This is a genomic window from Streptomyces sp. NPDC107559 (assembly GCF_055657365.1).
Map to the genome: position 1 here is coordinate 26406 of NZ_JBVKBD010000035.1, position 12305 is coordinate 38710.

General features: G+C 71.9%; 11 protein-coding genes. 9 read left to right on the top strand and 2 right to left on the bottom strand.

Annotated elements, in window-relative coordinates; translation table 11 throughout:
• Positions 1-32: 32 nt before the first annotated feature.
• Entirely contained in the window at positions 33-482 is a 450-nt protein-coding gene (locus tag ACZ7OY_RS43510) for a metallopeptidase family protein (RefSeq protein WP_385533881.1), read from the bottom strand.
• A 281-nt stretch (positions 483-763) separates the two neighbouring features.
• Between ACZ7OY_RS43510 and ACZ7OY_RS43515 the strand changes: the two genes are divergently transcribed.
• From ACZ7OY_RS43515 to ACZ7OY_RS43550, 8 genes are all read left to right on the top strand, one after another.
• Complete coding sequence (locus tag ACZ7OY_RS43515) at positions 764-1186, top strand: DUF3499 domain-containing protein (RefSeq protein WP_152894381.1); 423 nt, start codon at positions 764-766, stop codon at positions 1184-1186.
• A gap of 153 nt (positions 1187-1339) precedes the next feature.
• Positions 1340-2704, top strand: coding sequence for a phosphomannomutase/phosphoglucomutase (locus tag ACZ7OY_RS43520; protein WP_472251028.1), 1365 nt, complete (start codon positions 1340-1342; stop codon positions 2702-2704).
• Between the two features lie 658 nt (positions 2705-3362).
• The gene (locus ACZ7OY_RS43525; protein ID WP_152895083.1) at positions 3363-3533 is read left to right on the top strand and encodes a Trm112 family protein; all 171 of its coding nucleotides are present in this window, start codon (positions 3363-3365) and stop codon (positions 3531-3533) included.
• Positions 3534-3562: 29 nt separating this feature from the next.
• Positions 3563-4696, top strand: a complete 1134-nt coding sequence (locus ACZ7OY_RS43530; protein WP_472251029.1) for an SIS domain-containing protein — start codon at positions 3563-3565, stop codon at positions 4694-4696.
• A 65-nt stretch (positions 4697-4761) separates the two neighbouring features.
• Positions 4762-5913 (top strand): mannose-6-phosphate isomerase, class I, encoded by a 1152-nt coding sequence (gene manA / locus ACZ7OY_RS43535; RefSeq protein WP_472251030.1) that lies wholly within the window; start codon positions 4762-4764, stop codon positions 5911-5913.
• Between the two features lie 139 nt (positions 5914-6052).
• Positions 6053-7033: a cation diffusion facilitator family transporter gene (locus tag ACZ7OY_RS43540; protein ID WP_384727715.1), complete on the top strand. Its 981-nt coding sequence runs from the start codon at positions 6053-6055 to the stop codon at positions 7031-7033.
• 409 nt (positions 7034-7442) lie between these two features.
• The gene (gene ahcY, locus ACZ7OY_RS43545) at positions 7443-8900 is read left to right on the top strand and encodes an adenosylhomocysteinase (protein WP_472251031.1); all 1458 of its coding nucleotides are present in this window, start codon (positions 7443-7445) and stop codon (positions 8898-8900) included.
• A gap of 178 nt (positions 8901-9078) precedes the next feature.
• A complete protein-coding gene (locus ACZ7OY_RS43550; protein WP_472251032.1) occupies positions 9079-9693 on the top strand; it encodes a hypothetical protein in 615 nt (204 codons plus the stop codon).
• Between the two features lie 123 nt (positions 9694-9816).
• Here the strand turns inward: ACZ7OY_RS43550 and ACZ7OY_RS43555 are convergent, their stop codons facing one another.
• Positions 9817-10830 (bottom strand): RDD family protein, encoded by a 1014-nt coding sequence (locus tag ACZ7OY_RS43555; RefSeq protein ID WP_472251033.1) that lies wholly within the window; start codon positions 10828-10830, stop codon positions 9817-9819.
• 130 nt (positions 10831-10960) lie between these two features.
• Between ACZ7OY_RS43555 and ACZ7OY_RS43560 the strand changes: the two genes are divergently transcribed.
• The gene (locus tag ACZ7OY_RS43560) at positions 10961-11968 is read left to right on the top strand and encodes a stage II sporulation protein M (protein WP_472251034.1); all 1008 of its coding nucleotides are present in this window, start codon (positions 10961-10963) and stop codon (positions 11966-11968) included.
• The last annotated feature ends 337 nt before the right edge of the window (positions 11969-12305 follow it).

Here is a 12305-nt window from a genome sequence, read left to right on the forward strand (position 1 = left end):
GCGGCCCGCCCCCCGGCCGACCGGGGGGCGGCTCAGTCCTCCCCGTACCGCGGATCCACCGTCTCCGGCGTCAGCCCCAGCAGCTCGGCGACCTGCTCGACGACGACCTCGTGCACCAGCGCCGCCCGCTCGTCGCGCCCCTTCGTGCGGATCTCGACCGGGCGCCGGTACACCACGACCCGAGCCGGGCGGCCCTCGCGCGCGGGGATCGTCCCGCCCAGCGGCACCGCCTCGTCGTTCCAGGGTTCGCCCGGCCCGTCCAGCCGAGGCACCTCCAGCACGAGGAAGTCGATGTCCGCGAGCTGGGGCCAGCGCCGCTCCAGGCGCTCCACCGAGTCCTGCACCAGATCCGCGAAGACCTCGGCCCGGCTCGCGGCGAGCGGCACCTGCGGCGGTGCGATCGGGCCGCGTATGCCACGCCCGTGGCGATCACGGCGGCGCGGCCCGGGGCCGGCGGCGGGGGGCGGTACGGCGTTGTCCATCACCGCTGAAGCGTAGACCCCGCGGGGACCGCCCGCCCGGCCCCCGCGCGACATCCGGCCCATCCGCACGGCATGTTTCGGGATGACCATTCCAGCCAAGGTCCGGCTCGTTTCCGTACCCCTTCGCGACCGTCGATCTCAAGACAATTGACGGTGTTTGTACTGAGTCGTGACCGGATGCGGGCCCGCCCGAGGCCCTGAAAACGGGGGTCGACGCAGGTCGGCAGGGGGTGTCCGGAGGGGCGCGGGGAGCGTTTCACGACACGACACGGTGGGGTGACCTGGGGGAGAGTCGTCGCGGCCCGCTCAAGAGTGCGGTACCGTCCAACGTCGTGAGCCCTGTACGTCGCTGTTCGCGCACCGCCTGCGGCCGACCCGCCGTCGCGACGCTGACGTACGTCTACGCCGACTCGACCGCGGTTCTCGGCCCGCTCGCCACCTACGCCGAACCCCACTGCTACGACCTGTGCGCCGAGCACTCCGAGCGCCTCACCGCCCCGCGCGGCTGGGAGGTCGTCCGGCTTCTGGACGCCTCGGCACCGGCCCGGCCCAGCGGCGACGACCTGGAAGCGCTCGCCAACGCGGTGCGCGAGGCGGCCCGCCCCCAGGAGCGGGCGGCCGGTGGCGGCGGGGCCCGTGCGGCCGACCCGATGGAGGTCGCGCGCCGCGGCCATCTGCGGGTGCTGCGCTCCCCGGACAACTGACCCGACCCGACCGGATCCCGACCTGACCTGACGTCATCCGACCCGACGTTACGGCCGGAGGTCCACTTCGCGTCCACTATGCGTCCACACCGTGCGGTGTCGGCCCGTGCGGGTAGTTTGGGGCGACCGACAGGACTTTCAGAAGGGTTGGCCGTGGCTGCTGATCTGTCACAGATCGTGAAGGCGTACGACGTGCGCGGGGTGGTCCCGGACCAGTGGGACGAGACGCTGGCCGAGCTGTTCGGGGCCGCCTTCGTCCAGGTGACGGGCGCGGACGCGATCGTGACCGGCCACGACATGCGGCCGTCGTCGCCCGGCCTGTCCCGTGCCTTCGCGCGGGGTGCGGCGGCCCGTGGCGCCGACGTCACCGAGATCGGTCTCTGCTCGACGGACCAGCTGTACTACGCCTCGGGCTCGCTCGGTCTTCCGGGCGCGATGTTCACGGCGTCGCACAATCCGGCCCGCTACAACGGCATCAAGATGTGCCGCGCGGGCGCGGCGCCCGTCGGCCAGGACACCGGCCTGACGCAGATCCGTGAACTGGCGGAGCGCTGGTCGGAGTCGGGAGCCCCCGCGCCGGCCGCGACGCCGGGAACCGCCACCCGGCGCGAGACGTTGGAGGATTACGCGGCCCACCTGCGTTCCCTCGTCGACCTGACCTCGATCCGCCCCCTGAAGGTCGTCGTCGACGCGGGCAACGGCATGGGCGGCCACACCGTGCCCACCGTCCTCGCGGGCCTGCCCCTGACCGTCGTCCCCATGTACTTCGAACTGGACGGCTCCTTCCCCAACCACGAGGCGAACCCGCTGGACCCGGCGAACATCGTGGACCTCCAGAAGCGGGTCCGCGAGGAGGGCGCCGACCTCGGCCTCGCCTTCGACGGGGACGCGGACCGCTGCTTCGTGGTCGACGAGCACGGCGACCCCGTCTCGCCGTCCGCGATCACCGCCCTGGTCGCCGCGCGCGAGCTGGCCAGGAACGGCGGCAAGGGCGTCGTCATCCACAACCTCATCACGTCCTGGACGGTCCCCGAGGTGGTGCAGGAGAACGGCGGCACCCCGGTCCGCACCCGGGTCGGCCACTCGTTCATCAAGGCCGAGATGGCGAACTCGGGCGCGATCTTCGGCGGCGAGCACTCCGCCCACTACTACTTCAAGGACTTCTGGAACGCCGACACCGGCATGCTGGCCGCCCTGCACGTCCTGGCGGCCCTCGGCGGCCAGGAGGGCCCCCTGTCGGGCCTGGTGGCGCAGTACGACCGCTACACGGGCTCCGGCGAGATCAACTCCACCGTCGCCGACCAGGCCGACCGCATCGCCGCGATCCGGGCGGCGTACGGCAGCCGCGAGGACGTCACCCTCGACGAACTGGACGGTCTGACCGTCAGTACCTCCGACTGGTGGTTCAACGTCCGTCCCTCCAACACCGAACCGCTGCTGCGCCTCAACGCGGAGGCACGGGACGCGGCGACGATGGCGACGGTGCGCGACGAGGTCCTGGCGATCATCCGCGCCTGACCGCCACACGCACACCACGGAACGGCGGGGCGAGCGACGGCCGGCCCCCACGGCACCCCACACCGGCTACAGCCCCGCCGCCCATCGACGTCGGCCCGTCGACGTCGGCCCGTCGACGTCGGCTCACGTACGTCGGCCCGTCGATGTCGCCTCACCGGCGTCCGCACGTCGATGTCCGCCCGTCGACGTCGGCCCGTCGATGTCCGCTCGCCGACGTGCGCCCGTCGACGTCCGTCCGCCGACGTGCGCCCATCGACGTGCGCCCGTCGACGTCCGCTCAACAACGTGCGCTCACCGACCTCCGTCACCGACCCGAGCCACTGACCCCGAGTCACCGGCCCGCGTCGCGGTGCGCGTGACCGGTCCACCCTGTCGGCCGACGGCACCACTCCACCCCGTCGACGCACGGCACCACTCCACCCCGTCGGCCCACGGCACCGGTCCACCCCGCCTGACCTGAGCGGCCTGCCGCGCGCCTCCGCGTGGCCTTGCCGCCCGGCCCTCGTCGTCCCGCCCGCCCCTGCGTGGCCGTCCTGCCCGGCCCTCCGTGGCCTCCCGCCCGACCCCCAACACCCCGCCCCCACCGGCGGTACCCTGACCAGGCACATCCGCACACGCGCGCGGACACCCGCGCACGCACCCGCCGAAGGGACCGCCCATGCCGCTCGAAGCCGGCCTCCTGGAGATCCTCGCCTGCCCGGCCTGCCACGCGCCGATCACGGAGCAGGACGACGAACTGGTCTGCACCGGCCAGGACTGCGGTCTGGCCTACCCCGTCCGAGACGGCATCCCCGTCCTCCTCGTCGACGAGGCCCGCCGCCCCGCGTAACGACGACCGGCGATCGGAGACTGCCGCCCATGCTCGACGAATCGCTGCTCGACGCACCGGAGGCCCTCGCCGAGGCCGACCGCCGCGCCCTTCTGCGCGGCGCCGCCGAGGCAGGCGCCCGGGTGCGCACGGCCGCCCGGCACGCCGCCGAGGCGGGCGTCCACGACCTCAAGCCCGACGGCCGCCCGCGCGCCGTCCTCATCGCGGGCCCCGGCGCCGCCGCCACCAGCGCGGCCGACCTGCTCGGCACCCTCGCCGGCGCCGGCAGCCCGGTCACCCGGCTGGCCCCCACCGGCGTCGCCCCGGCGTCCGGCGCCCTGCGCTGGGAACTCCCCGGCTGGGCAGGCTCGGTGGACCTGCTGCTGATCGCCACCCCCGACGGCTCCGAGCCGTCCCTCTCCCTCCTCGCCGACCAGGCCTACCGTCGGGGCTGCTCCGTCGTCGCGGTGGCCCCCGCCGGAACCCCGCTCGTCGAGGCAGTGGCAGGCGCCCACGGTCTCTTCGTACCGATGGCGACCGCCCCGTACGACGAGGGCGACGAACCACCCCTCACCGCCTCCGCGCCCGGGGTCTTCTGGGCGCTGCTCACCCCGCTGCTGGCCCTCCTGGACCGCGTCGGTCTGCTCACCGCTCCGCCCGACGCCGTCGAGAAGGTCGCCGACCGTCTCGACCACATCGCCGAACGCTGCGGTCCCGCCATCGCGACCTACAGCAACCCCGCCAAGACCCTGGCCGCCGAACTCGCCGACTCGCTGCCGGTGATCTGGACCGAGGGCGTCTCGGCCGGCCCGGCCGGCCGCCGCTTCTCCGCGGCCCTCGCCGAACTCGCGGGCCGCCCCGCCCTCGTGGCCGAACTGCCCGAGGCGCTCGCCGCGCACAACGCCCTGCTGGCCGGGCCGCTCGCCGCCAGCGCCGACCCGGACGACTTCTTCCGCGACCGGGTGGAGGAACCGCCCGCCTTCCACGCGCGCGTGGTGCTGCTGCGCGACCGCCCCACCGGCGGCCTGACCGCCGCGCCCTCCGCCCGTGACCTGGTCCTCAGTCACGACACGCCGATCAGTGAACTGGAGCCGGAGACCGGCGGCGACCTGGAGACCCTCGCGGAACTGATCGCCATCACCGATTTCGCCGCCGTTTACCTGGCGCTCGCTTCCGGTGCCTGATCCTTGGTCCGCACCTTCCGGCCGGCGCCCGCCGCGCCGCGTACCCACGGAGACTGAAACTCAGCATGGACCGCCTCGCCAACACCGTCCGCCCCTACGCCTGGGGTTCCGCCACCGCCATCCCGACCCTGCTGGGCGTCGAACCGACCGGTGAGCCGCAGGCGGAGATGTGGATGGGCGCCCACCCCGGCGCACCCTCGCGCACGGACCGCGGCACCCTGGTCGAGGTGGTCGACGCCGACCCCGAGAAGGAACTCGGTGCGGCGGCGGTGGCCCGGTTCGGCCCCCGCCTCCCCTTCCTCCTCAAGCTCCTCGCGGCCGGCGCGCCCCTCTCCCTCCAGGTCCACCCCGACCTGGCGCAGGCGAAGGAGGGCTACGCCCGGGAGGAGCGCGACGGCGTACCCGTCGACGCCGCCCACCGCAACTACAAGGACACCAACCACAAGCCCGAACTGATCTGTGCGCTCACCGAGTTCGACGGGGTGTGCGGCTTCCGCGAACCGCTGCGGGCCGCCGAGCTGCTCGACGGCCTCGGCGTGGACTCCCTCAAGCCGTACGTCGATCTGCTGCACGCCCATCCCGAGGAAGCGGCCCTGCGCGAGGTGCTGACCGCGATACTCACCGCCGACCGCGAGCAGATGGCCCACACGGTCGCCGAGACCGCAGCCGCCTGCGACCGTCTCGGTGGCGACTACGCCCCGTACGCGGGCCTCGCCCACCACTACCCGGGCGACCCCGGTGTCATCGCCGCGCTGCTGCTCAACCACGTCAGGCTCCAGCCCGGCGAGGCCCTCTTCCTCGGCGCCGGCGTCCCGCACGCCTACTTCGGCGGCCTCGGTGTCGAGATCATGGCCAACTCCGACAACGTCCTGCGCTGCGGGCTGACCCCCAAGCACGTGGACGTCCCCGAACTCCTGCGCGTCGTGCGCTTCGAGGCCGCCGACCCCGGCGTACTGCGCCCGGAGGCGTCGCCCGACGGCGAGGAGGTCTACGAGACCCCCATCGACGAGTTCCGGCTGTCCCGGTACGTCCTCGCCGACGGCGGCCCCGCCCGCGACCTCACGCGGACGGCCCCGCAGATCCTGCTCTGCACGGCCGGAACCGTACGGGCGGGCGAACACGAGCTGCACCCCGGGCAGTCCGTGTTCGTCCCGGCGGGTGAAAAAGCCGAAGTGTCCGGTGTCGGCACGGTGTTCAGGGCCACCGTGATCGTCTGAAGTGTCCTGCGCGGGTGGCCTGCCGCGTCGGCGCCGGACCGGGCTGCAACAATGTCCCACCGGCAAAGGACGGGCAAAGCCACCCGCGGGCGGCGCCCCGGACGGCGTACGCACGAAGGCGAAGGGACAACGCGAACACATGAGCGCGTCAGGCGGCACCAAGGCGATCGTGGCGGCACTCGGGGCCAATCTCGCGATCGCGGCATCGAAGTTCGTGGCGTTCGCGTTCAGCGGCTCGTCCTCGATGCTCGCCGAGGGCGTGCACTCGCTCGCCGACTCCGGCAACCAGGCCCTGCTGCTGGTCGGCGGCAAGAAGGCACAGCGTGAGGCCACCCCGCAGCACCCCTTCGGCTACGGCCGCGAGCGCTACATCTACGCCTTCCTCGTCTCGATCGTCCTCTTCACGGTCGGCGGCATGTTCGCCGTCTACGAGGGCTACGAGAAGATCCAGCACCCGCACGAGATCGAGCACTGGTACTGGCCGGTGGGCGTCCTCGTGTTCGCGATCATCGCCGAGGGCTTCTCCTTCCGTACCGCCATCAAGGAGTCGAACGAACTGCGCGGGGCGCTGTCCTGGTCGCAGTTCATCCGCCGAGCCAAGGCACCCGAGCTGCCCGTCGTCCTCCTGGAGGACTTCGGCGCCCTGATCGGTCTGGTCCTCGCCCTCGGCGGCGTCGGCCTCTCCCTGCTCACCGGCGACGGCGTCTGGGACGGCATCGGCACCGTCTGCATCGGTGTCCTGCTCATCCTGATCGCCCTCGTCCTCGCCGCCGAGACCAAGTCCCTGCTCCTCGGCGAGGCCGCGGGCACCGAGGACGTCAGGAAGATCGAAGCCGCGATCGTCGACGGCCACACGGTCACCCGCGTCATCCACATGCGCACGCTTCACCTCGGCCCCGAGGAACTGCTGGTCGCCGCCAAGATCGCCGTCCAGCACGACGACACGGCCACCGAGGTGGCGAAGGCCATCGACGCCGCCGAGGCCCGCATCCGCGAGGCGGTCCCGATCGCCCGCGTGATCTACCTGGAGCCGGACATCTACAGCGAGGCCCAGGCCGCCAAGGGCCCGAACCCCGCGGCGACGCCCGGCGGCCCGACCCCGGACGCCTCCGGCCACTGATCCAGGCCACTGATCCCGGCCGACATCCTGCTCCGTCGTCGGAGCTGCGCGGGCCACGGCGGCGGTACCGGAACCGCCGCCCACCACCGCCCGACCAGGGCGGCGACCTCTGGCCCACCCCCGCTCGGGCCGGACACGACCCCCCTGCCGCGGCCGAGATCGGCCAGGCGCGTCCCGAGACGGACTGGGGCGGGCGGGCCCGCCGGTGTAGCTTGGGGTGAAGTCAGACGTCGCTGCTGATGGCGGTCGGGCGGTCCCGGTGTGGACCGTCCGAGGGAGAGAGGGCCTCCGACGGACGGACTGCGCTGCGCACACGCCGGCATGCCTGTGCCCCTTCAGGGCACCCCTGTGTCCGCCGTCGCGCAGAACAGCCCTATCCACCTCGCCCCGATACCGAGGAGCAGCCCGCATGACGACTGTCGACAACCGACAGGACTTCAAGGTCGCCGACCTCTCCCTGGCCGAGTTCGGCCGCAAGGAGATCACCCTCGCCGAGCACGAGATGCCCGGCCTGATGTCGATCCGCAAGGAGTACGCCCAGACGCAGCCCCTCGCGGGCGCCCGCGTCACCGGCTCCCTGCACATGACGGTGCAGACCGCCGTCCTCATCGAGACCCTGGTCGCCCTCGGCGCCGAGGTCCGCTGGGCCTCCTGCAACATCTTCTCCACCCAGGACCACGCGGCCGCGGCCATCGCCGTCGGCCCGAACGGCACGCCCGACAACCCGCAGGGCGTCCCGGTCTTCGCCTGGAAGGGCGAGACCCTGGAGGAGTACTGGTGGTGCACCGAGCAGGCGCTGACCTGGCCGAACAGCCCCACCGGCGGCCCGAACATGATCCTGGACGACGGTGGTGACGCCACCCTCCTCGTCCACAAGGGCGTCGAGTACGAGAAGGACGGCAAGGTCCCCTCGCCCGACACCGCCGAGTCCGACGAGCACCGCGTCATCCTCGAACTGCTGAACCGCACGATCAGCGACGGCTCCCAGAAGTGGACCCAGCTCGCCTCGGAGATCCGCGGCGTGACCGAGGAGACCACGACGGGCGTCCACCGCCTGTACGAGATGCAGCGCGACGGCGTCCTGCTGTTCCCCGCGATCAACGTGAACGACGCGGTGACGAAGTCGAAGTTCGACAACAAGTACGGCTGCCGGCACTCCCTGATCGACGGCATCAACCGCGCCACCGACACCCTGATCGGCGGCAAGACCGCTGTCGTCTGCGGTTACGGCGACGTGGGCAAGGGCTGCGCGGAGTCCCTGCGCGGCCAGGGCGCCCGCGTGATCATCACTGAGATCGACCCGATCTGCGCCCTTCAGGCGGCCATGGACGGCTACCAGGTCACGACCCTCGACGAGGTCATCGACAAGGCCGACATCTTCATCACCACGACGGGCAACAAGGACATCATCATGGCCACGGACATGGCCAAGATGAAGCACCAGGCGATCGTCGGCAACATCGGTCACTTCGACAACGAGATCGACATGGCTGGCCTCGCCAAGATCCCCGGCATCGTCAAGGACGAGGTCAAGCCGCAGGTCCACACCTGGAAGTTCCCCGACGGCAAGGTCATCATCGTGCTGTCGGAGGGCCGTCTGCTGAACCTGGGCAACGCCACCGGTCACCCCTCCTTCGTCATGTCGAACTCCTTCGCGGACCAGACGCTGGCCCAGATCGAGCTGTTCGCCAAGCAGTCGGAGTACCCGATCGGCGTCTACACGCTGCCCAAGCACCTCGACGAGAAGGTCGCCCGACTCCACCTGGACGCGCTCGGCGTCAAGCTGACGACGCTGCGCCCGGAGCAGGCGGCGTACATCGGCGTCGAGGTCGAGGGCCCCTACAAGTCGGACCACTACCGCTACTGAGTCCCGGCCCGCCCGCGGTGAGCGCGTCCACGAACCCGGCGCGCTCCTCCGCAGCGGACCCCAGCACCTCCGAGGCAGGCCCCCGCACCCCCGTGTCGGGGGCCTGCCCCATTGGTGCCCCCCGGCCGGAACCGCCCGTCACGACGCTCCGGCCAGCCCGTCAAGACCCAGGACCCCCATGCCCCGCGGCCGTTATTCGCTCCACGATCCGCACGATCACACCCCCCTCGCACAAGAGCACTTCCAGTGCGCCCCCGGCCCCTCCGGCTGGCGCTACGTCTCCCAGCTGACCTCCCCCTCGGGCGAGCACACCGGCTCGGTCGACCTCGCCCTCGACGAGCTGGGCCGCCCCATCCGGCTCGAACTCCACGCGAGGGGCTGGCAGGTCCGCGGCGCCGCCCTGGACGGCGTCACCTGGGTCCGTACGGACCCCACCGGCGCCCATGCCGCCGAAGGCAATGTCCCGGCACACGCCTTCACCGGCACGTCCCCCGCCTTCCTCGTCGCCACCGCCCGGCTGCTGCGCCTCACCCCCTCCGCCTCCGCGACCCGGGTACGCCTGGTCGCCTTCACCGATCCGGTCCTCGCCCCGCGCACCGTGGACCAGTCCTGGGCCTTGGTGAAGAGAGAAACACACGCCACTGACAATGGCCCCCTGACCGTGGACGAATACCAGGTCACAGCCCTGGACACGGGCGAGCGGCACACCGTGCACCTCGCCGGCGACGTGGTGCTCGCGGCTCCGGGGATCGAGCTGGAGGACCTGGAATCGCCGCCGTCGGTGTTCGCCTGAGGCGAGGCACCACAGACCGCCCGGACCGCCCGGACCGCCCGGACCGGCCAGACCGCCGGGACCGTCCGGACCGGCCGGTGGGCGACGGACGGGCAACGCTGCCGGGCCGGCGGCCCGCGGAGATCACGCGGGTGGCGCGAACCCGGACGAGGGGCGGTCGGGCGGCGTAGCCCCCGAGGAGCCCGACGGCGCGTCCCCCGACACCGTGGACCCGCCCGCCGTCCCGTGCGGTGCGGACAGCGGCGCGGAAGGCGCGGGGGCGTCAGCGGCCTTGACCGGAACCACGTCGGCGGCAGGAGCCGGGGCAGGGTGCACAGTGGGGGACACAGGGGAGGCATACGGGCCGTACGCGACCGGCACCCCGCCGGCGAGTGCGGTGGCCGACGTCCCGTTCCCGAAGGCCCGTCGGGCCTCCCGGGCCTGCCGTTCCTGCACCACCGCCGCCAGATAGGCGGCCGGTACCACCCCCTGCGGCACCGGAGTCCCCGTACGGTCCGCGAGATCCGTGGCGAGCCGCGCCGCCATGGCCCAGCCGACCTGCGGATCCAACTGCCGCATCCGGGTGAGGTACTGCCGGATCGCGAGCCACAGATCATCGGGTACCGAAGACAGATCAAGCCCGGAGAACCGCCCGGCGAGCCAGGGCGGGGGCGGCGGAACGAAGCCGGTCTGCGCCGCGGGCACCCGCTCGCGTACGACCAGAGTCCCGGCGAACACGTCCCCGATCCGCCGTCCCCGCGCCGACACGAGCGAGGCGATGACGGCCACCACCCCGAGCGTCAGCAGAATCTCGACCACACCGACCGCACCCCGTACCAGTGCGTGCCGGAACCGGATCGGCCCGCCGTCGTCGCGGACCACGCGCAGCCCGACCGCCATCTTCCCGAGCGAACGCCCGTGGCTGAGCGTCTCCACCGCGATCGGCCCGCCGACCAGTACGAGAAGGAACGCCGCGATCGACACCGCGATCTGCGCGGCTTCGTCCAGGGAAGCCGTGGACAGCACCAGGGCCACCATCACCGCGACGTAGACGACCACGGCGACGGCCATGTCGAGCAAGATGGCCAAAGCCCTGCTGGGCAGCCTCGCCGGGCGTAGCTCCAGAGCCACCGCCTCGCCCGTCACCAGCTCACTCACGTCCGCCGTCCCTTCCCTGACCTGCCCCGAGAACGGCCAGTCTGCCAAGCTGAGGGCGCATCGCGCCGCAGTACGAAAAGCCGACACCACGACGAGCCGCCGACGAACAGCTCAGGAGCAGGCAAAACCGATGGACCTCGACGTCTTCGTCTCCGCCCACCGAGCCGAGTGGGACCGCCTGGACACCCTGCTGAAGCGCCGACGCCGGCTGACCGGAGCCGAGGTCGACGAACTCGTCGTCCTCTACCAGCGCACCGCCACCCACCTCTCGCTGATCCAATCCAGCGCTCCTGATCCACAGCTGACCGGCCGGCTCAGCCAGCTGGTGGCACGCGCGCGTGGTGCGGTGGCCGGCACCCGCACCGCGTCGTGGCGTGACGTCACCCGTTTCCTGACCCAGGGCTTTCCCGCCGCGGTCTACCGGTCCCGGCACTGGTGGGTGCCGACCGCGCTGGTGTCCACCGTGGTGGCGGTACTGCTCGCCTGGTGGATCGGCACCAGCCCCGACGTGCAGTCCTCCATAGCGGCCCCCAGCGAACTGCGCGAGCTCACCCGCCCGGGGGGCGAGTACGAGACGTACTACTCGTCCCATCCGGCCGCCGCGTTCGCGGCGCAGGTCTGGACGAACAACGCCCAGGCCGCAGCGATGTGCCTGGTCCTCGGCGTCTTCCTCGGCCTGCCCGTCCTGTGGATCCTCTTCGAGAACATGCTGAACCTCGGCGTCGGCCTGGGCCTGATGTCCTCCGCCGGACGGCTGGACACGTTCCTCGGTCTTCTCCTCCCGCACGGTCTGCTGGAACTGACGGCGGTCTTCGTCGCCGCCGGCACCGGTCTGCGCCTCGGCTGGACCCTGGTCGACCCCGGCCCGCGCAGCCGGCGCACGGCCCTCGCGGAGGAGGGACGCGCCGCAGTGGGAATGGCGATCGGGCTCGCTCTGGTCCTCTTCGTCTCCGGTGCGATCGAAGGCTTCGTCACGCCCTCGAGCCTGCCGACCTGGGCCCGCATAGGCATCGGCATAGCCGCTGAGCTGGCCTTTCTCGCGTACGTGTACATCCTGGGCGGCCGTGCCGCCCGTGCCGGGGAGACGGGCGACATCGAGGAGGCCGAGCGCAGCGCGTCCGTGCCGACGGCCGCCTGATGTGCGCCCACCCCTCCAGAGCTGTTAATCTCTTCTTCGCCCCGCAAGAGCTGTTGACGCAGCTCGCGTGGGGAGGTAGATTTGAGCAGTTGCCTGGAACTGGACGTGATCCGGTCGGTGACGGTGAGCAGTCTTCCTGCTCCTTGGAACATTGATTCCGGGGAAGCCCCGATTCGCTCGGAAATGGATGGCCGAACAAACGGCCCGAAACTTCTGATAAAGTCGGAACCGCCGGAAAGGGAAACGCGAGAGCGGGAACCTGGAAAGCACCGAGGAAATCGGATCGGAAAACGGTCTGATAGAGTCGGAAACGCAAGACCGAAGGGAAAAGCCCGGA